The organism is Acinetobacter sp. PK01 (assembly GCF_022819285.1).
GTDB lineage: Bacteria > Pseudomonadota > Gammaproteobacteria > Pseudomonadales > Moraxellaceae > Acinetobacter > Acinetobacter tandoii.
Map to the genome: position 1 here is coordinate 389,801 of NZ_CP094643.1, position 19,765 is coordinate 409,565.

Here is a 19,765-nt window from a genome sequence, read left to right on the forward strand (position 1 = left end):
GGTAGAATAAAAAGGAGTTGTATTTTTAATTGAGTCAAATTTGTTATATCAAGTAAGAAGTGCTTTTTAAAGCTCATCGATTAGCTTACATAACATGAAATCAAAATTTGCGCGCTATTTGTTAATCAATACAAGCTAGAGGCAACTGCCATAGCATGTTCACTGATACTTATCACAGTTCAGCATGGACATATATCAAAATTTCTACCCAAAGTGCCTGTTTAAGTTAAGCTGAGCTATTTCTCTGATTGGCAAGCTTGCGCCAGATTTTGAGCACATGCCTTAACTGAAGATTAAACCAGTAAAATAAGTGCCCAAGTGATGACAATTATGCTTAAGGCAACAAATTGTGCTGCGCTACCCATATCCTTGGCATTTTTAGAAAGCGGATGTCGTTCTAAAGAAACACGATCGACAATAGCTTCCAAAGCTGAATTGAAAAGTTCGACAATAATTGCTAACAAACAAACGGCGATAAGAATAGCTTGCTCACTACGGCTCACATTAAGAAAAAATGTGACTGGAATTAAAACAAGATTGATATAAATAATTTGTCGAAAAGCGGCTTCATGTTGAAAAGCGGCTTTAAAGCCAGCGATAGAATAGCTGGTTGCATTAAAGATTCGTTTAAAACCAGTTTTACCTTTAAGTGGAGAGTATTCGCTCATGATGGATTAAGTCGTTTGAGATAAGTTAAGAATAGCGGCAATATATTAAAGAGGGCTTAAAATACCACGCTCTAACTTGTAAAGTTTAACATGGATTTTCCACATGCAAATGAGCCAAAAGTGGCAATTCAATTTAGACAATGATGTTGTTTTTTAATTTGAGAAGAACCTTTAAAAAAAAGTAAGTAAAGTTGCATTTGAAGAAATATCAACCTACAGAATCAGAAAATTGGCTCTCGTCCTCGTAGATAAATTTGAGAGGGATTGAATATGACCTCTTCACAATTCCTCCATAATTGAACAATAAATCCGTAACTATGTTAATAATGATTGTGTTTTAAAGTTGAGTCATTGAATATCAACATAAATTTGCTAGTTTTTCGAATCTTCCTTTTTACTTCTTCTTGATAAGTGGCGCAGACCTATGTTGTCTAAGTTTTTTATACAACGTCCCATTTTCGCGGGTGTACTTGCAATTATTGTGATGGCTTTGGGGCTTTTTGCTGTTCTAAATTTGCCAGTAGAACGTTATCCCGATATTGCGCCACCAAGAATTACTGTAAGTGCAAGTTATACTGGTGCATCTGCTGAAACCGTGGAAGAAAGCGTTACACAAATTTTAGAACAACAAATCAAAGGGATCGATCATCTTTTATATTTTAGTTCCAGTAGTGATTCTTCTGGGCGTAGCCGAATTAGCATCAGTTTTGAAAACGGTACAGATCCAGACACGGCGCAGGTACAAGTTCAGAATGCAATTAATGGTGTCGTCAGCCGATTACCAGAAGATGTACAGCGCCAAGGCGTAAATGTCTATAAATCACTGGGGGATACTCATATGGTGATTGGTTTGTACGATGCTTCAGGTCGTAGTGACAATATTGAGTTGTCTGATTATATGATGACTCATTTGGAACAAGATATTGCCCGTATTGAAGGGGTAGGTGAGGTCGATGTATTTGGTTCGCAATATGCGATGCGTATTTGGCTTAATCCTACAAAATTAAAGCAATATAATTTAATGCCATCAGACATTAGGACTGCAATAGAGGCGCAGAATACTCAAGTGGCCGCTGGGGGGATTGGTGATTTACCTACAGTTGAAAATCAATATCTAAATGCTAAAGTCACATCTGGATCACGCCTCAAAACGGTGTCTGAATTTGAGCAGATCATTGTGAAATCAAACCGTGATGGTAGTTTTGTCTATTTAAAAGATGTGGCGCGCATTGAGCTTGGTGCGGAAAACTATCAATCCTTTAACACCATCAATGGTTTTGCATCAGCGGGGATGGGGATTTCGTTGTCATCTGGAGCAAATGCCCTAGCAACTTCTGCATTGATTAAGGCCGAAGTTGAGCACTTATCTAGTAAATTACCTGCGGGCTATAAAATTGTTTATCCGCGAGATAATACACCCTTTGTACAAGAGTCGATTAAGGAAGTTGTCAAAACGCTGTTTGAGGCAGTCATTTTGGTAGTGATTGTCATGTTCCTGTTTTTACAGAATTGGCGCGCTACTTTAATTCCCACCATTACTGTACCCGTAGTGATTTTGGGCACTATGGCAATTCTGTATGTTTTAGGCATGAGCATTAATACCTTAACCCTATTTGCTTTGGTTTTAGCTATCGGGTTATTGGTCGATGATGCGATTGTGGTGGTTGAAAATGTAGAGCGTCTGATGCATGAACAGCATTTATCTGCCAAAGATGCCGCGATTGAATCCATGCATGAAATTAGTGGCGCTTTAATTGGGATTACTTTGGTACTTACCGCAGTCTTTATTCCGATGGCATTTTTTGGTGGGTCAACTGGGGTAATTTACCGTCAGTTTTCCATCACTTTAGTGGCTGCCATGGGGCTTTCCTTAATAGTGGCTTTGGTGTTGACGCCAGCCCTGTGTGCTTTAATTTTGCAGCCTAGCAATAAGCAAAAAAAATGGGCGGTGTGGTTCAATGAAAAGTTAGACCAGTTAAAAACACACTATCTTAAACTCGCGCAATTGACCATAAACCATAAACGCATCAGTTTGGTGATATTTACTGCATTAATCGCCGTATTTGCCTTGTTTTATCGTGCTTTGCCCACCAGTTTTATTCCGAGTGAAGATCAGGGCATATTAAGTGTGCAATTTGAGCTGATTAATGGCGCACCGCTGTCCAAAAGTCGCGAAGTTGGTGAGGAAATTCGACAGTATTTCTTGAGTCAAGAAAAAGACAATGTCAATTTGGTGATGGTGCGTTATGGGCGTAATTACTCTGGAACGGGACAGAATTTAGGGCAAGGTTTCATTGCCTTGAAACATTGGGACGAACGTAGTGGTCAACACAATTCAGCTCAAGCAATTCGTGAACGCGCAATCAAACATTTCCGTCAGAATCGGAATGCCAAAATTATGGTGAATATGCCTTCATCTGTGAGTGGGCTAGGTCAGACAGATGGTTTAGAGTTCTGGATTCGAGATATTAATGGCAATGGGCGTCAATTCTTAGATTCAGAGTTTAAAAAGTTACAAACTGCTGCGGAACAATATAAGAGCTTTGAAAATCTGGATAACAAGGCAAACCCTGACAAAGCTGAATTACAAGTCAAGATTGATCAAAAACAAGCATTGGCTCTAGGCTTATCTCAGTCTGCGATTAATAGTACCTTATCGGCAGCGTGGGGCGGTTCTTATGTGAATGATTTTATTGATCGTGGGCGGGTTAAACGTGTGATGATGCAGGGGGATGCCGAATATAGATCAAAACCTGAAGATTTACAGCAATGGTATGTTCGTAATGATACCAATCAGATGGTGTCATTTGCCAATTTTGCCAACGTGAATTGGGGCGGTGGGCCAGAAGTCGTGAAACGCTTTATGGGCTATACCGCTTTAGAGATGGAAGCAGATACGGCCAAGAATGTTAGCTCTGGTGTCGCTATGGGCGATATTCAGAAACTGGTGGAACAGCAGCCTGATATTGACTTGGCATGGAGTGGACTTTCATTTGAAGAACAAAAATCCAGTCATCAGGCTTTATGGCTATATTTAATTTCGATTGGTTTTATCTTTTTATGTTTGGCTGCGCTGTATGAGAGCTGGACGATTCCCACTGCGGTGATGAGTGCTATTCCTTTAGGCATTGGAGGAAATATTCTCTTTAGCTATTTTGTGGGCTTTCCAAATGACATTTATTTCCAGATCGCCTTACTCACCACGATTGGTCTGTCCTGTAAAAATGCCATTCTGATTGTGGAATTTGCTTCTATCGCACAAACACGTGGTCTTACCATCATTCAAGCAGCTATGGAAGGGGCGAGTTTGCGCTTACGCCCGATTTTGATGACTTCTTTGGCTTTTGGTGCAGGGGTGATTCCTTTGGTGTTTGCTTTTGGTGCTGGGGCGGCAAGTCGTCAAGAAATAGGTATTAGCGTCTTAGGCGGTGTGATTTTCGGGACAGTCTTGGTATTGATTTTTATTCCATTCATGTACGTGTTGATTCGCTCCATGTTTGGAAATAAACAACAGCAGTTATAGTTCTTTATGCTGCTGATCGTTTTCTGTATAGGACAATTCATATTTATACTGAAAAGCATTGAGATCAATGAACAGGGGTTATTCAGTTTTCCGGAATTTTGAATAACCCTTTGTTACTTTTTTGAGGATCAAAATGATTTAAGCTGTAGTGAAATCAACATCCTATCGATATGTATATGCCTTCACAGCCATCAGCTACAAAAAAAACACCGCAAGAAGTCATTCGTTTAGAGCGTGATTTAGCGAAATATGCCAATTTGATGGATTCAGTGATTCGAATTCCATTTACCAAACAAGGCGTAGGTGCAGATGCCGCATTGGGGACTATTCCCGTGGCTGGGGATGTCGCAGGTTTTGCATTAACCTGTTATGCAGTGTATAAAGCCAAGCAGATTGGTGTACCACAACATAAATTAAATGTAGTGTATAAACTGGCAGTAATGGACTTGGTAGTGGGGTTTATTCCTATAGCAGGAACCCTATTTGATATTTTTATTCGTCCAAGCCGAAAAGCACTCGATGTCGTACATGAGCATATTCGGGACGAATATCAGATCAGCGACACGACGCATGTAATTCATCCATATTTACATGAAAAGTTAGAACAGAAACAGCAACATTCAGCCTTTTGGCGTCAGCCTGTAATTGCGTGGTTATGGCTACATATTCCAGATTTGATTGGTTTGGTAGTGATAGTTTTGCTGCTTGTTGCCTCTTGGTATGGATTTACTGCGGTATGGTCTTGGTATCAAAACTGGTCTTAACCGATTAATCTAATAAAAAAGCCTCCATATTGGAGGCTTTTTGAATCTTTAAACTTATGCGCAGTCTAACTGTTGTAAGGCTGCTACACGTTGTTCAATTGATGGGTGAGTTTGGAATAAGGCTGCTAAGCTAAAACCTTGTTCTTTACCTTCCGCAATAGAGAATGCTTTCATTTCTTTTGGCATTTGATCTGGAAGCTCTGATTCTGCTTGAAGACGTAATAGGGCAGAAATCATGGCTTGTTTACCTGCTAAACGTGCACCTGCTTCATCGGCACGATATTCACGGTAGCGAGAGAACCACATCACGATGGCAGAAGCTAAAATACCAAAGACGATATCAAGAACAATTGTAATACCGAAGTAAGCTAAGCCAGGTGCTTCACCATCTTCACGACCGAAAACATTACGGTCAATGAAATCACCGACTACACGAGCAAAGAACATAACAAAGGCATTGACAACACCTTGAATCAATGCAAGCGTGACCATATCACCGTTGGCAACATGGCCAATCTCGTGAGCCAGTACTGCGCGTAATTCATCTTTGTTCATACGCTCTAGTAGACCTGTTGAAACGGCAACGAGCGCATCATTTTTATTCCAACCTGTTGCAAAGGCATTCGATTGGTAAGATGGGAAAATACCCACTTCTGGCATATTAATACCAGCGCGTTGAGACAATTCCGCAACTGTTTGTAGCAACCAAACTTCTGCTTGGCTACGTGGAGCATTAGGGTCAATAAGTTCAGTGCCAGTTGTTTTTTTCGCCATCCATTTCGACATGAACAGAGACACTAAAGAGCCAACCATACCAAACACGAAACAGACGACTAAAAGGTTGCCTAGATTCAAGCCACCCGCGCCATGGTAACTACCGACACCGAAGAGTGACAAAATAATGCCAGCTACAACCAGTACCGCGAGGTTGGTTAGCAAGAACAAACCAATCCGCATCATTGAGAAAATCCTCTTAATATAGAAATATAATCTGATTTATAACTTATAAATCATAAGGATCAATATGCGGTGAATATTGCAAAAATTCAAGGAAAAAACGCGATTCGTCGCTAAAAATAACATTTTTCTATTAATAGATTCGCGCAGATGCCGAAGCATGTTCTGTCGAATAAGTCCCAGAACGCGGTGCATCTGTATAACTACCATCGGCTGCAATGATGATCTGACGTTGACTACTTCTGGATGAAGGATTTGGAATGGATTCAGCCTGTGCTGATGGAACATTGTAACTTACAGACTGGGCGACGATTTTCCCTGAGCTACTCCCACTGCTAATGAGACCACCTGAATACAGATTGCTATAACGGCTGCTCACACGGCGCACATAGTCTTGGGTTTCTTTAAATGGGGGGATACCGCCATATTTGTCGACATTGCCTTCACCCGCATTATAAGCAGCCAAAGCCAAAGAAGTATTACCATTGAAGCGCTTTAATAACCAGCTTAAATATTTTGCACCCCCCATAATATTTTGCTGAGGGTCATAAGCATTAGAGACATTAAAACGTTTTGCTGTTGCAGGCATCAGTTGCATTAAGCCTAATGCACCAACAGGAGATCGAGCATTCACATTAAAACCAGATTCAGTATGCATTACGGCTTTAATCAAACCTTCTGAAACGCCATGCGTTTGAGCGGCTTGGCGAATCATGCTATCAAACGCATTTCGATTGCGGCTGTAGCTAGGCAATACGGAAGCTTCTGAGTTTCCCCAGTTGCTGTAACTGTGCATATTACTGTCAGGATAATAGGTTTTTTTTTCGACTTTCAAATGGCTATATTTACTTTTTTTATTGGTGAGCAGGGTCGTACCATTTGAATCGGTCAGTTGATAAATGGTTTCACCAGCCATGCAGGCAGGACTTATGAGTAAGACTGATGCACAGCCAAGAAGGTAAGCTTGAACGTTATGCCATTTATTTTTCATTTTTTATCAATTTTTCTGTCCCCAAACAGTCAAGTTAAGTTTAGCAAAAAATACTTAGATAAAAAGCGCTACTGAATTTTATTTTTCATGACTTCGTAAAAATCAAGCTTAATTGCGGAGTTAATAATCAAAAAAAAATTTAATTTATTTTTAATCGGGATTGCTTGACTATGATAAGTTACTGATATTTATATAAAATAAAATTGATCAAAAAATGATCAATTTAAATAGAAGCCTTAAACTATGGGAAGAATCACCTGTCAAGTGTTTTGAAATCCACAAAGTTATCCACAGCTTTTGTGGACAACTGTGGAAAAGTCCAAAAGATAAGCATTTGGGATAAAAAATGAACTGCAACGTTCAAATTTACCCTTTTTCTAATAAGGAAAAATGACAATAAGATTTGGTCATGAGAATTTACATTCTTTAGATGCGATTGCCTGACGAATCATATAAAATTGCGCGGTATTTTTATTTATGGGTTAATCGTGCCTATGTACTCGCCAGTTGAGTCCGAACAAGGGTTTAATTTCAAGCCAGAACTCCCAACCAGCTCTGCCTACTATCGTTTGTTAAAGAAACTTCGCCGCCAAGTGGGGCATGCTATTCGTGATTTTAAAATGATCGAAGATGGCGATAAGGTCATGGTCTGCATTTCTGGTGGTAAAGACAGTTATACCTTGCTGGATATCTTATTGCAGTTTAAACGTATTGCCCCGATTAACTTTGACGTGGTTGCGGTTAACCTTGACCAAAAACAACCAGGTTTCCCTGAAGATGTACTACCTCGTTATTTAGAAGAAAATAACATTCCATACTATATTTTGGAAAAAGACACTTACAGCATCACTAAAAAGTTAACCCCAGAAGGCAAAACTTACTGTGCGGTGTGTTCGCGTTTACGCCGTGGCTCTTTGTATGGCTTTGCACAAGAGATTGGTGCAACCAAAGTGGCACTAGGGCATCACCGTGATGATATCTTAGCGACGTTTTTTCTAAACTTGTTCCATGGCGGCAGCTTAAAAGCAATGCCACCAAAATTGTTATCTACAGATAAGAAGAATATGTTGATTCGTCCACTGGCTTATGTGGAAGAGAAAGACATTATTAAATATGCGGAAATGCGTAAATTCCCAATTATTCCGTGTAACTTGTGTGGTTCGCAGGAAAACTTACAGCGTGCCATTATTAATGACATGTTGCGTGCATGGGACAAAGAGCATCCGAAGCGCTTACACAGTATTTTTGGTGCATTACAGAACGTTTCACCATCTCAGTTAGCCGATCGTGAATTGTTTGATTTTGAAGTGCTGGATTCGCAACGTGAATTCGACTTCAAAGGTGCAAGTTGTTCGACTGAAGCTGAATCTGGAAACAAACGTATTAATATGGTGAATCTTGGCTTTGCTGTAGAGTAATTTTGTCATTTAGGCCAATGCAAAACACCAATCTATGATTGGTGTTTTTTTATGTGAATGATTTTGATAAGTTTTGTATAAGAAATATAAAATATGAACGGTACGTGCAAAAAACTTTAGGTACATATCGGATATACATGCTATAACAATCAGCAAGCGTATTTTAGCTTCACAATGATGTCGTCTGGATAGGTGACACAAAATGAACAAATAAATTTGAGGAAACATCATGCCGGCCTTTTTAACTGATGATTGGTTTTCAACTGTAGAAACTTTGACTGCGCAAGCAGGGGATTTGAATTTGCCACCTGCTTTGGCAAATTTGGCCATTAACTTGGTGGTGACAGATACAAGTGGTAATACCGAATTGGCGTTAGATGGCGGCAAAATCTTGAAAGGTTTGTCTTCAAATGCCAAAACTACACTCAATATGGACGCAGAAACTTTACGTAAAGTTTTTCTAGAGTTTGATATGGCTGCTGCAATGCAAGCATTCATGACTGGAAAAATTAAAGTGCAAGGAGACATGTCTCAGTTGATGGCGTTACAAACTGCTAAACCAAGCCAAGAGCAAAAAGATTTATTTAAGAAAGTACTTGAGCACACCGCTTAAGATTTTTCAAAAAAAAGCTTACCCTAGGGTAAGCTTTTTTTTTTTGCTTCAATTAATGACTATTTATATATTCACCAGTTGAGGCGTATTTTTGATGTATTCCAAATAAGAACGAATACGCGTGACATATTGTACGGCTTGGCGATAGCGACCATTTTGGGCTTTATTACCATCTAAATAACTATATAGGTTCACCCAGTTATTCGGATCTTTGCCTTGAGCACTGATACGTTTCTGAATCTGATCTACGGCTCCTGGTCCCATGTTATAGGCAACCAAGGCATACCAGTTACGATCTGGATAAGGAACTTCCTCAAACTTGCTCAGCATCAGGTCGTAGTACTTTGCACCACCCTGAATACTTTGTGCAGGATCGGTACGATTACTCACCCCCATCGCTTTAGCTGTGCTGTTGGTCAGCATCATAATGCCACGCACACCTGTGGGCGAAATTGAATCGGGTTTTAAGTACGATTCTTGATAGCCAATAGCCGCTAAGAAATGCCAATCGAGGTCGTATTTCTCAGCAGTACGCTGAAAGCTGGCTTTATAAATCGGCATACGTTTGGTCAGGTCACGTTCAATAGAATCCCATGACTCGGCTTGCACGACATTACGATTATAAAAAGAAGCCAATTGGCTGATCGAACCTGATTGTTTGCCTTGGCAGACAAAGCCACTGGCAGTCTGAGTCAAGGGGTCATCGGCGTGTTTAAATACCCAACTTAGTTGTGTATTTAAGCCATTTTTCTGCAGGCTATACAAATCACCACAGGTGGCTGAAAACGAGGTTAGCTTTTTACTTTCAATGTTTTGAATGCTTGTTGTGGTAATGGCAAAGTTCGCTTTACCTTGATCAACCAATTTTAATGCTGTTGCATCATCAGGAACTGTAGTAAACACCAGTTCAACATTCATACTGTCAGCATAATTACGTGCAAGGTCATAACCAAAGCCATGTAAATACTGCCCATCTTTAAAAACAGTCGATGGATTTTCTACACCAACCACTGTGAGTTTGTTGTTATTGACAACAGCGTCATATTGGTAAGCCTTGCTCGCGTTAATCGTATGAAAAGGAATTAAGGCGACGGTGAGTGCTAAGGCTTTTAAAGGGAGAGAGAAAGTTAATGAGTTAAGGCTAAGCCTCGACCCAGAAGATGAACTACTGTGCATGTTGTCTCCGCTACAAGTAATTTATGCCCAAAAAATCCAAAGCAAACGAGGCCTTAAACTTTTACAAGTTTGATAAATTCAATAAGGGGTGGGCAGTCATGGACGTCATTCAAAATGACATGGGAAAAAATGAAATTATGCAGTCAAAAACCACATAGGTTAAAAAGTACACTAAACAAAAGATGAAGGCATAATAAAGTCGGAAATTTAGATTGTCAAATTTAGTATAAAAAATAGTGAAAAAATGTAACATAACTATCTAATTTAATTAATAAATTATTTTTATACTCTTTTGTTGTGGTGAAAATGGGCATAAAATAGCTTAAAAATGTATCTATTTCGTACCTTGAAAAGTCAATTTGCAATATGAAATCTAACTTAATTACACGTTCTGGGCACGATAAATTGGTGGCCGAACTTCAGCATTTATGGCGTGAAGAACGTCCAGAAATTACCAAAAAAGTGAACTGGGCAGCGAGTCTTGGTGATCGTAGTGAAAATGCTGACTACCAGTATAATAAACAGCTGTTAAGAAAAATTGACCGCCGTGTCCGTTACCTCGGAAAAAGGTTAGAAGAGTTAAGAATTGTTGACTTTGCTCCTGAGCAAGAAGGCAAAGTTTACTTTGGTGCATGGGTCGAAATTGAAAATGAACAAGGTGAGCGAAAACAACTGCGCATAGTCGGTGTCGATGAAATTTATGATCATCATCCGCAACATATTTCCATAGATTCACCTATGGCACGTGCATTACTTTCCAAACAAGTGGATGATGAGGTTGAAGTCATGACTCCCTCAGGAAAAAAGACGTGGTATATCAATACAATCCGTTATGAAAAGCCAGGAATCATGCTTTAATCAGGTGTTTTGATTTTATTTTGTGCAATTGAATAGAAAAATATGCAAAAGTATTTGCCAAGGTAGAAAAATATTTATATGATAGCGGCCATTGGAAGCGTGGCAGAGCGGTTTAATGCACCGGTCTTGAAAACCGACGAGGGTGTGAGTCCTCCGTGAGTTCGAATCTCACCGCTTCCGCCAAATTCAAAAAACCCTGACTATGTCAGGGTTTTTTATTTTTAAGTTTTTGCTTAACAGTGCAAAAAAGGAAGTAAATAATTTAAGGAAAGATGATGGGAGTTGGAAAAATACTTTTATAGAGATCATCAATATTTAGTAAGCTATGTTTGGTTTTAGTAGCATATTGAAATGGATTAAAAAAAGGCTTGCTCCTGAAGATTATTCATGCAATGCCCAAATTGAGATTGGTATTTTTTACTTAAATACGGTTTAAGGTGCTATTCTATTTTCATACTTTTGAGCAATGTGTTTTGCGCTTTAGCATCAGGATTAGTCTAAATTGCTCGCTCAAAATCAGATAACCCAACTAAAAATATAATTTAAGTTTTAGTTGTTCCTTTTTTAACATTCAAGATTTTATTGAATGCATACTTCCATTCAACCAAGCAGAATGTCAAATAAAAATAAGTAATAAAAGCATTCTATTAAATATCTCGGAAGACATAGGCATAGCTGTAAAGTCGGAGATTGCTGCGAGTATTTATCTGGAAAATGTCGAGTTGGATACCGAGAAGCCATGTATAAAGCATAATCTCACGGTATTATATTTTGAGATGAAATGTTGATAGGCATCTTATTTTTACTGAAATAAATGTAAAATTACATTGAAAAATAATGATACTAAATAAAAAAATAAAAAAATTAATTGTATTGTTTTTCTATTAAGTTACGTTAAAATCATCCTAAAGGATGAGTTTATAAATAATTATCAGCGATAAACTTCATGCAAAAGAACATCAATATGGATATGAATCAGATGAATAGCAACATGTTGTTTAATGGTAAAACGGTAGTAGGTCAAGGCGAGCCTTTTGCGGTACTAAATCCTGCAACAGAAGAAGCCATTGTCAAAATTAACAGTGCCACGGTGGAACAAGTAGATCAAGCTGTGCATGCGGCGCGTACAGCGTTTAAAACTTGGCAGTATGTATCCGATCAAAGCATTAATAAGAGCTTCATTAAAATTGCCCAAGATATTCGTGCAGAAAGTGCAGAAATTGCCAAACTGATTACCACAGAACAAGGTAAACCATTGGCTTTGGCTCAATTTGAAGTAGAAGCTGGTGCGAACTGGATTGAATATATTACCAGTCTGGAAGTTCCTGTAGAAACCATTACAGACCCAAGTGGCAAAACGATTAAAGTCTATAATCGTCCATTAGGTGTCGTGGCTTCAATTACGCCTTGGAACTGGCCATTTATGATTGCTATTTGGCATTTCTTCCCAGCACTTAAAACCAAGAATACGGTAGTAAATAAGCCATCTGAATTTACTCCACTCAGCACGATTAAATTGGTCGAAATTATTAACCGCCATTTACCTACTGGTGTATGCAATATTGTCTTAGGAAAAGGTGATGTCGGTCAGGCTCTTAGTGAACATAGTGATGTAGATAAAGTCACGTTTACAGGTTCTACTCGGACAGGTCAAAGTATCCTGAAGCATTCCGTAAATACCTTAAAGAGTGTCGTGCTTGAATTAGGTGGTAATGATGTCGGAATTGTTTTAGACGATGTTGATGTGGATACAGCGGCCGAGAAAATCTTTGGTTCAGCATTCTTAAATATGGGGCAAACCTGTGCAGCATTAAAGCGTTTATATGTACACGAAAATGTTTATGATGCATTAACACAAAAATTGACCCAAATCGCGAATGCACAAGTGGTTGGCAATGGATTAGATTCAACGACAACATTTGGCCCAATTCAAAATCATGTTCAATACCACAAAGTAAAAGGCATGATTGAAGATGCTGTGGCGCAAGGTGGTCAGATTATCACAGAGGCGAAAAAATTAAGTGAGCATGGCTATTTTATTCCACCTACGCTTATAACCAATGTCAAAGAAGGTATGCCTTTGGTTGATGAAGAACAATTTGGTCCTGTATTACCAATCATTAAGTTTAGTGATGTAGACACTGTAATTGAACGTGCCAATAACAGTGAATTTGGTTTAGGTGGTTCAGTGTGGAGTAAAGACCTTGATCGCGCACAAGAAATAGCCAGTAAACTTGAGACGGGTACGGTTTGGATTAACAGTCATTCGGATGTCTCTCCAGCAGCCGAGTTTGGTGGTTGGAAAATGTCTGGTCTCGGATATTCATTTGGTTTAAACGGTTTGTTGTTGTTTACACATAAACAAGCGATCCATATTTCTCAATAATCAAGTAAATAGATTCATCGGTCTTGTTGATGCATTAAGTTCATGGCTTGGATATGAAACATATTGAAGCCATAACTTATTATTTAGAATTGATGTTTTAAAATAGATATCAGTAAGGTTTTGTATTGGCAGGAAGCCAATTTTATTGATCTATCGACACTATTAAATTTTCAAAAAGGATGATGAAAATTTATGTTCAATCGTGATTTTATTCAGCAATTTAGTCAGAACTTTATTGCTCAGATTCAGCATGTTTCCCCTATAGATGGTTTTTTGACATATAAAACCGATAATATTCAACATGCTTATGATTTTGAGCAAGATGGCATATCAAAAAGTGCAATCGACGAATATTTAAATGGAAAAATTGAATATGATCCAGTGAGCTTTCGGCACTTTTATCATGGTCATCAGAACATTGCGCTTCTGGGCGAGCATCAACCTAACGAAATATTTGTAAATTTTATGCAGCGTTGGCAAGTTGAAGATACTGCTGAATTTTTCTTCAGAAAACGTGATGGAAAACTGATCTTTGGTTTGAGTATTTTTAGGGAACAAGGCAAAGCCAAATTTAATCAGCAAGAAAAGAAAATATTTGAATCTTTTTATCGATTGTCTATTGATCATTTTCATCATCATGTCGACATGATTAATAGAGATAAAATTATGGATCAATATCAATTAACTAAAAAAGAAATTGTGGTTTTAGAAGAATTATTTACAAATTTGGAAGCCATTCAAATTTCGCAAAAACTCAATTGTAGTTTGTCGACCATAAAAACGCATGTCCAACATATTTATCAGAAATTAAATGTAAATAGTCGCCAAGAATTGGTGTGTAAATTAATCAGATAGTCACACATTTCATATGTTCAAATAGATTCTATAACAATTTTCTTATATCAAGCCATAAAAGTAGTGTTGGATTTAAATGCTTCATATTCATGTTGGTTTTATGCAGAAAATCTATCTATAAGGGCTTATTGAGCACTCGATAGTAAAATGCATAGATGGAAGGACTTGGCAAATTGATTGGCTATTATGCGCTTAATTGATGGAAGCTAAGAAACTGCGCATTAAATTATTTGCTTGCTAACTCGGTGCCAAGTATTTTCAAAGTTAATGAAAAGAGGTGAACGTTCGGTAGTTACGCTAAACACATTTATAGAAGTAGGCTGATTCTATATCTTAATTTTGGCTTGAAATTAAATGATTGAGGAAAACTTTAACTTTTAATGTGACTCAGCTATGCATGGTTAAAAGCAAATTCAAATAGGCATAGATAACAAAGGACAATATTTTTGAATTATATATAGTCGATACATCGACTGAAAGTGATTTTAAAGGAGAGGGGGCGATAAGCTATTATTCTTATATAAAATAAAGCACTCCGAGGATGCCGCTGCATGTGTCGTTACCCTGAACCCGATGAGTTCAAGGTGGACGCGACGTATACTTGCTGGGTTTCCCACTCGAAGGTGGGCATACACTCTAAATATACAGAACGCAATCCATAAGTTTAAGTATCGGCAGGGGAATAGACCCGCTGGCGAACATCTCAGAGTTAAGCCTAGTATAACGGATAAACCAATACTGGCAAATCATCGTAGGCAAAGAACTGTAAAGTTAAGTGCTGTTTGTCGAGAGATTATGCAAATAAACGTGAAACTAGGTAAGTGTTTTAACATCTTCAAGGATAGTGCTGAGTAAACGTTCACAATGAGCATATTCCTGCAAGGACTTATTCATTGCGAGTACTTCTTGCATGAGCTCAAGTGCAACCATAATGATCAGTTTGCTGGGTTCAACACGGGGAGCTTGACGTCGAAATTCATCATATTTGTCATTTAACAATTGTGCGGCACGTTCTAACTCAGGTTTTTTATCTTCCGTGGTGGCTAAACGAAAGCTATGTCCCAATACACGCAGTTCAACAGGAATTTGTTCACTCATGATTGCATTTCCTCATTTACTTCGGTGGGATGAGCCAATTGTTGAATTTCTTGCGCATTTTGGTCTTGTTCAGTACCTAAAATTGATAAGCGTTGAATGATGGTTTCAACTTTGGTGCGCGCCAACTCATTTTTTTGTAACAATCTATCACGTTCCTGCTGCAAACCCTGAATTTCTTGTTGTGCATGACGTTGTTCATTCTGCATTTTTTCTTTAATGACACGTAATTCATTACGCTCACTTAGAATGTCCTGAAAACGATTCTTTAAATCGGTACAGCTTTTCTCTAGACGGCTATAACGATCGGCCAATGCCGTTGCATCAGTATTCAGTTGTTTAAATTGAGTCTGGACCTCAGTCAGTTGTTCCGTAAGGTTATCAATTTCTTCTTGTTTTTTGGTAATAATGCCGTTTTTATGCACAACTTGGGCATGGTGTTGCTCAGCGGCAGTTGCGCTGGCTTCGGTTAATGCATTATTTTCGGTTTCATAATGCGCGAGTCGGGTTTTTAAAACGCCAATATGCGCCTGTAGACGCTGTAATTCTTCTAACATAACGTAGTCGCACAGTGTTGCAAACAAAGGTAATATATAAGAAGTATAGAGATTGGATAAACGAATGCAAGACGATATTTCAGGTTGGTCGGAATGGCACCAACATTTTTCACAAATTGATGAGATTTCAAGCCCAAGTGAGTTACATGGGTTACTCACTGGTATAGTTTGTGTGACACAATCGCCGACACGTGAAGAGTGGCAACAAATTTTAGCCACGCTTAATGTGCCAGAATTAAGTGATATGGCTTTAACTGTGCTTACAGATGAAGCTGAAGATGTGTCACATGCATTATCAGAAGACGAATTAGACTACTTACCTTTGTTGCCAGATGATGAACATGTGTTAGCTGATCGCGTGCAAGCACTGGCGGATTGGTGTGCAGGTGTCGTATTGGGCTTTGGTTTAGCCTCAGGTCATATTCGTGCTGATGAAATGGAATTAATTGAGCATTTACAGGATGTGGCTGCGGTTGAGTTTGAAGAATCTGACAATGACGAAGAAGGTGAGGACAGTTATCAAGAGTTGTATGAATTTGTACGTTTGATTCCTGTGAGCTTGGCTTTAGGGCGCACCAAAGTAGCGGTAGATGAAAGTTCATTATTACAAAACTTTCATGCGAAAATGCAGAAGCATAAAACTAGTCCTGAAAACAATGTTGTAGAAATGTTTACACCACATCGACCAAGTTAATTTTGGTCGATTTTTTGCTTTAAGATTACAAACACAGCAACCCTATTCTTTATTCAACAAGATCGAAGAACATTCAATGAAAAAACTGACTCAAGTAGATTTTAAGGAACGTCGTGACCGCCTTGCAGAGGAAATGGGACCACACAGCATCGCGATTATTGCTACCAGCCCAGTGGCGATTCGTAATCGAGATGCAGACTATAAATTTCGAGCGGACAGTAGTTTTTTCTATTTGACGGGTTTTGCAGAACCAGAAGCGGTTGCTGTGATTGAAACGTATGAATCTTTAGATGAAGGTTATACCTATAGCTTGTTCTGCCGTGAGCGTAATCGTGAGATGGAAATCTGGAATGGTTACCGTGCAGGAATTGATGGCGCGATTGATGATTATGAAGCCGATGAAGCTTATGCGATTGACCTACTTGATGAAGAAATCATTGAAAAGTTAGTCAATAAACAAAAACTATTTTATCGGATTGGACACAGTTCTGAGTTTGATGTTCGTGTCAGCAAATGGATTCAACAAGCAGATGCGCAACAACGTCGTGGTAATGAATCTCCAGCACAAGTGATTCAACTGGATCGTATTTTAGATGAAATCCGTTTATTTAAAACACCACAAGAAATTGAATTGATGCAAATCGCATCGAACATTAGTGCAAAAGCCCATACCCGTGCTATGCAAACTGCGCATGTGGGTATGATGGAATATGCATTGGAAGCGGAGCTGAATTATGTATTTGGGCAACAAGGTTGCGTACCTGCCTATAACAGTATTGTAGGTGGGGGTGCCAATGCCTGTATTTTGCACTATGTTGAAAATAATCAAGAATTAAAAGATGGTGATTTGGTTCTGATCGATGCAGCTTGTGAATATGAGTTATATGCGTCAGACATTACCCGTACTTTCCCTGTAAATGGTAAGTTTAGCGCTGAACAAAAAGCATTATATGAAATTGTATTAAACGCGCAGCTTGCAGCGATTGATGCAGTCAAAATTGGCAACTCATATAAAGAACCACATAATGTTGCAGTGCGTATTTTGGTAGAAGGTTTATTGTCACTCGGTATTATGCAGGGAGATATCGAGAAAATTATTGAAACTGAGGCTTACCGTCAGTTTTATATGCATGGCACAGGTCACTGGTTGGGGATGGATGTGCATGATGTAGGCGCGTACAAACAAGCTGGCGAATGGCGTCCTTATGAAGAAGGTATGGTCGTAACGATTGAACCAGGTCTTTATATTGCACCAGATGATGAAACCGTGGATGTGAAATGGCGTGGAATTGGTATTCGTATTGAAGATGATGTCGTTGCGACTGCCAATGGGCCACTTGTTTTAACCAAAGGCGTTGTAAAATCGATTGAAGAGATTGAGGCGTTAATGGCTTAAGCATCAATAATATGAAAGCCAATCTTATGATTGGCTTTTTTTATTTTTGGCATTGGTTTTATTCAAAATATACTCTATCGAGAAACTATTATTTAAGCGATTTCTGTCTGCCCAACTTGATGATAAGCTCGATTAAAATAAACTAGACTTTGATCTTGCTTACTTTGTTGAATTGCAACAATACGGCAGATAAAAATGGTATGAGTACCGACTTCCTGAATTTGGTCAATTTCACAATCAAAATTGACTAAAGCATCTTCCAACACTGGTGAGCCTGTTTCCAACTCTTTCCAAACACCATGCTTAAAACGTTCTTCTGAACTGAGTTTAGATGAAAATACGTTAGAAATATGCTCATGCTGTGCACCTAAAACATTTACCGTTAAAATCTTATTTTCGATAAAATGCTCATGTGATCGAGAAGCTTTATTCATACAGACCAATAAAGTTGGGGGAGTATCGGTAACGCTACATACGGCAGATGCAGTGAAACCATGACGATCAGACATACCTGCCGTGGTCACAACACTTACTGCGCTGGTTAACGAAGACATAGCATTTCTAAAGTCTGTTGCTTCAATCATCACTTTATTCCTAAATTGAACCGTACATTTTGTTTAAATTGGGCTATATCACGCAATTTGGCCATATAACAACTGGATTAGAATGTATTTTGGAGGAGCGCTGACGCATGCTTTTTACTGAGATAAGAGCTACCCATTTTATCTAATGCGTAGCTCTTTCACATCATGCGATAGATGCGTATGAAGTCGAAAGTTCTTTACGAACGATTTCAGCACCTGCACTTAAAGCATTGAGTTTACCGCGTGCCACTTCACGTGCCAAAGGCGCCATACCACAGTTCGTTGATGGATAAAGTTTATCTGCATCAACAAATTGAAGTGCTTTACGTAAAGTATTGGCAACTTCTTCTGGTGTTTCAATGGTATTGGTTGCAACATCAATCGCACCCACCATGACTTTTTTACCACGAATCAGTTCAATCAGATCCATGGGTACGCGTGAGTTTTGACATTCAAGTGAAACGATATCAATTTTAGATTTCTGAAGTTTAGGGAATGCTTCTTCGTATTGGCGCCATTCTGAACCTAAAGTCTTTTTCCAGTCGGTATTGGCTTTAATGCCGTAACCATAGCAAATATGCACTGCAGTTTCACACTTTAAACCTTCAAGAGCACGCTCTAAAGTTGCCACACCCCAATCATTTACTTCATCAAAGAACACATTAAATGCAGGTTCATCGAACTGGATGATATCAACACCAGCAGCTTCGAGTTCTAAGGCTTCTTGGTTCAAGATTTTGGCAAATTCCCAAGCCAGTTTTTCACGGCTTTTGTAGTGACCATCATACAGCGTATCAATCATGGTCATTGGGCCAGGCAGTGCCCATTTAATTGGTTGGGTGGTTTGGCTACGTAAAAATTTAGCATCTTCCACAAACACTGGCTTTTGACGAGAAACTGCACCCACCACTGATGGCACACTGGCATCATAACGGTTACGGATACGAACTGTTTCGCGCTTCTCAAAATCCACGCCATCTAGATGTTCAATAAACGTGGTCACAAAATGTTGGCGGGTTTGTTCGCCATCACTGACAATATCAATGCCAGCATGTTGCTGTTCTTGCAATGACAGACGTAAAGCATCTTGTTTGGCTTCAATCAGTTGCTCACCTTCAAGTTTCCAAGGTGACCAAAGTTTTTCAGGTTCTGCAAGCCAAGAAGGTTTTGGTAAGCTGCCAGCCGTTGATGTTGGTAATAAAATTGCCATTTTAAATCTTCTATCTCTAT

The 19,765-nt window shown here is 38.9% G+C and carries 17 protein-coding genes, 1 tRNA gene and 1 other RNA gene; 10 read left to right on the top strand and 9 right to left on the bottom strand.

Going from position 1 to position 19,765, the window contains the following annotated elements; translation table 11 throughout:
* Nucleotides 1-293: 293 nt before the first annotated feature.
* A complete protein-coding gene (locus MP622_RS01815) occupies nt 294-668 on the bottom strand; it encodes a diacylglycerol kinase (RefSeq protein ID WP_243792218.1) in 375 nt (124 codons plus the stop codon).
* A gap of 424 nt (nt 669-1,092) precedes the next feature.
* Between MP622_RS01815 and MP622_RS01820 the strand changes: the two genes are divergently transcribed.
* Both MP622_RS01820 and MP622_RS01825 read left to right on the top strand, forming a co-directional pair.
* Nucleotides 1,093-4,191 (top strand): multidrug efflux RND transporter permease subunit, encoded by a 3,099-nt coding sequence (locus tag MP622_RS01820; RefSeq protein ID WP_243792219.1) that lies wholly within the window; start codon nt 1,093-1,095, stop codon nt 4,189-4,191.
* A 176-nt stretch (nt 4,192-4,367) separates the two neighbouring features.
* On the top strand, nt 4,368-4,955 hold the full coding sequence (locus MP622_RS01825) for a DUF4112 domain-containing protein (RefSeq protein ID WP_243792221.1): 588 nt from the start codon (nt 4,368-4,370) through the stop codon (nt 4,953-4,955).
* 54 nt (nt 4,956-5,009) lie between these two features.
* Here MP622_RS01825 and htpX read toward each other — a convergent pair whose 3' ends face one another.
* A complete protein-coding gene (gene htpX / locus MP622_RS01830) occupies nt 5,010-5,915 on the bottom strand; it encodes a protease HtpX (protein WP_016167021.1) in 906 nt (301 codons plus the stop codon).
* A gap of 130 nt (nt 5,916-6,045) precedes the next feature.
* Nucleotides 6,046-6,828, bottom strand: coding sequence for a lytic transglycosylase domain-containing protein (locus MP622_RS01835; protein ID WP_016167020.1), 783 nt, complete (start codon nt 6,826-6,828; stop codon nt 6,046-6,048).
* A 569-nt stretch (nt 6,829-7,397) separates the two neighbouring features.
* Here MP622_RS01835 and ttcA point away from each other — a divergent pair.
* Both ttcA and MP622_RS01845 read left to right on the top strand, forming a co-directional pair.
* On the top strand, nt 7,398-8,321 hold the full coding sequence (gene ttcA, locus MP622_RS01840; protein ID WP_243793432.1) for a tRNA 2-thiocytidine(32) synthetase TtcA: 924 nt from the start codon (nt 7,398-7,400) through the stop codon (nt 8,319-8,321).
* 229 nt (nt 8,322-8,550) lie between these two features.
* Nucleotides 8,551-8,934, top strand: coding sequence for an SCP2 sterol-binding domain-containing protein (locus MP622_RS01845; protein WP_016167018.1), 384 nt, complete (start codon nt 8,551-8,553; stop codon nt 8,932-8,934).
* 63 nt (nt 8,935-8,997) lie between these two features.
* Here MP622_RS01845 and MP622_RS01850 read toward each other — a convergent pair whose 3' ends face one another.
* Complete coding sequence (locus MP622_RS01850) at nt 8,998-10,110, bottom strand: transglycosylase SLT domain-containing protein (RefSeq protein ID WP_016167017.1); 1,113 nt, start codon at nt 10,108-10,110, stop codon at nt 8,998-9,000.
* A 366-nt stretch (nt 10,111-10,476) separates the two neighbouring features.
* Here MP622_RS01850 and greB point away from each other — a divergent pair, with 366 nt between their 5' ends.
* From greB to MP622_RS01870, 4 genes are all read left to right on the top strand, one after another.
* Nucleotides 10,477-10,968 carry a transcription elongation factor GreB gene (gene greB, locus MP622_RS01855; RefSeq protein WP_243792222.1) on the top strand — a complete coding sequence of 164 codons (492 nt, stop codon included), beginning with the start codon at nt 10,477-10,479 and terminating at the stop codon, nt 10,966-10,968.
* Nucleotides 10,969-11,061: 93 nt separating this feature from the next.
* Nucleotides 11,062-11,151 (top strand) — tRNA-Ser (locus MP622_RS01860).
* 796 nt (nt 11,152-11,947) lie between these two features.
* Entirely contained in the window at nt 11,948-13,354 is a 1,407-nt protein-coding gene (locus MP622_RS01865; protein ID WP_243793434.1) for an aldehyde dehydrogenase family protein, read from the top strand.
* Nucleotides 13,355-13,546: 192 nt separating this feature from the next.
* The gene (locus MP622_RS01870) at nt 13,547-14,209 is read left to right on the top strand and encodes a LuxR C-terminal-related transcriptional regulator (RefSeq protein WP_151503692.1); all 663 of its coding nucleotides are present in this window, start codon (nt 13,547-13,549) and stop codon (nt 14,207-14,209) included.
* A 528-nt stretch (nt 14,210-14,737) separates the two neighbouring features.
* Here MP622_RS01870 and ssrS read toward each other — a convergent pair.
* The 3 genes from ssrS to MP622_RS01885 all read right to left on the bottom strand — a co-directional run bounded on the left by ssrS (nt 14,738) and on the right by MP622_RS01885 (nt 15,861).
* Nucleotides 14,738-14,922: non-coding RNA, 6S RNA (ssrS, locus tag MP622_RS01875), on the bottom strand.
* A gap of 100 nt (nt 14,923-15,022) precedes the next feature.
* Nucleotides 15,023-15,307, bottom strand: a complete 285-nt coding sequence (locus MP622_RS01880) for a cell division protein ZapA (protein ID WP_044738413.1) — start codon at nt 15,305-15,307, stop codon at nt 15,023-15,025.
* Nucleotides 15,304-15,861, bottom strand: coding sequence for a hypothetical protein (locus tag MP622_RS01885; protein ID WP_016167012.1), 558 nt, complete (start codon nt 15,859-15,861; stop codon nt 15,304-15,306). The genes MP622_RS01880 and MP622_RS01885 overlap by 4 nt, the downstream gene beginning before the upstream one ends.
* A gap of 64 nt (nt 15,862-15,925) precedes the next feature.
* Between MP622_RS01885 and MP622_RS01890 the strand changes: the two genes are divergently transcribed.
* Entirely contained in the window at nt 15,926-16,555 is a 630-nt protein-coding gene (locus MP622_RS01890; RefSeq protein ID WP_044738414.1) for a UPF0149 family protein, read from the top strand.
* A 76-nt stretch (nt 16,556-16,631) separates the two neighbouring features.
* Entirely contained in the window at nt 16,632-17,951 is a 1,320-nt protein-coding gene (gene pepP, locus MP622_RS01895; RefSeq protein WP_044738415.1) for a Xaa-Pro aminopeptidase, read from the top strand.
* 92 nt (nt 17,952-18,043) lie between these two features.
* On the opposite strand, the gene MP622_RS01900 is transcribed toward pepP, so the two are convergent.
* Both MP622_RS01900 and MP622_RS01905 read right to left on the bottom strand, forming a co-directional pair.
* Nucleotides 18,044-18,535: a flavin reductase gene (locus MP622_RS01900; protein WP_044738416.1), complete on the bottom strand. Its 492-nt coding sequence runs from the start codon at nt 18,533-18,535 to the stop codon at nt 18,044-18,046.
* Between the two features lie 163 nt (nt 18,536-18,698).
* On the bottom strand, nt 18,699-19,745 hold the full coding sequence (locus MP622_RS01905; RefSeq protein ID WP_044738417.1) for a methionine synthase: 1,047 nt from the start codon (nt 19,743-19,745) through the stop codon (nt 18,699-18,701).
* Between the last annotated feature and the right edge of the window lie 20 nt (nt 19,746-19,765).

What these genes read in the sequence shown, in the direction of transcription:
- MP622_RS01865 (WP_243793434.1), top strand. Translation starts at nt 11,948, where the DNA reads ATGAATAGCAACATGTTGTTTAATGGTAAAACGGTAGTAGGTCAAGGC.
- MP622_RS01905 (WP_044738417.1), bottom strand. Translation starts at nt 19,745, where the DNA reads ATGGCAATTTTATTACCAACATCAACGGCTGGCAGCTTACCAAAACCT.
- MP622_RS01845 (WP_016167018.1), top strand. Translation starts at nt 8,551, where the DNA reads ATGCCGGCCTTTTTAACTGATGATTGGTTTTCAACTGTAGAAACTTTG.
- MP622_RS01825 (WP_243792221.1), top strand. Translation starts at nt 4,368, where the DNA reads ATGCCTTCACAGCCATCAGCTACAAAAAAAACACCGCAAGAAGTCATT.
- MP622_RS01815 (WP_243792218.1), bottom strand. Translation starts at nt 668, where the DNA reads ATGAGCGAATACTCTCCACTTAAAGGTAAAACTGGTTTTAAACGAATC.
- MP622_RS01885 (WP_016167012.1), bottom strand. Translation starts at nt 15,861, where the DNA reads ATGTTAGAAGAATTACAGCGTCTACAGGCGCATATTGGCGTTTTAAAA.
- MP622_RS01835 (WP_016167020.1), bottom strand. Translation starts at nt 6,828, where the DNA reads ATGGCTGGTGAAACCATTTATCAACTGACCGATTCAAATGGTACGACC.
- MP622_RS01820 (WP_243792219.1), top strand. Translation starts at nt 1,093, where the DNA reads ATGTTGTCTAAGTTTTTTATACAACGTCCCATTTTCGCGGGTGTACTT.
- greB (WP_243792222.1), top strand. Translation starts at nt 10,477, where the DNA reads ATGAAATCTAACTTAATTACACGTTCTGGGCACGATAAATTGGTGGCC.
- MP622_RS01890 (WP_044738414.1), top strand. Translation starts at nt 15,926, where the DNA reads ATGCAAGACGATATTTCAGGTTGGTCGGAATGGCACCAACATTTTTCA.
- MP622_RS01880 (WP_044738413.1), bottom strand. Translation starts at nt 15,307, where the DNA reads ATGAGTGAACAAATTCCTGTTGAACTGCGTGTATTGGGACATAGCTTT.
- MP622_RS01870 (WP_151503692.1), top strand. Translation starts at nt 13,547, where the DNA reads ATGTTCAATCGTGATTTTATTCAGCAATTTAGTCAGAACTTTATTGCT.
- MP622_RS01900 (WP_044738416.1), bottom strand. Translation starts at nt 18,535, where the DNA reads ATGATTGAAGCAACAGACTTTAGAAATGCTATGTCTTCGTTAACCAGC.
- htpX (WP_016167021.1), bottom strand. Translation starts at nt 5,915, where the DNA reads ATGATGCGGATTGGTTTGTTCTTGCTAACCAACCTCGCGGTACTGGTT.
- ttcA (WP_243793432.1), top strand. Translation starts at nt 7,398, where the DNA reads ATGTACTCGCCAGTTGAGTCCGAACAAGGGTTTAATTTCAAGCCAGAA.
- MP622_RS01850 (WP_016167017.1), bottom strand. Translation starts at nt 10,110, where the DNA reads ATGCACAGTAGTTCATCTTCTGGGTCGAGGCTTAGCCTTAACTCATTA.
- pepP (WP_044738415.1), top strand. Translation starts at nt 16,632, where the DNA reads ATGAAAAAACTGACTCAAGTAGATTTTAAGGAACGTCGTGACCGCCTT.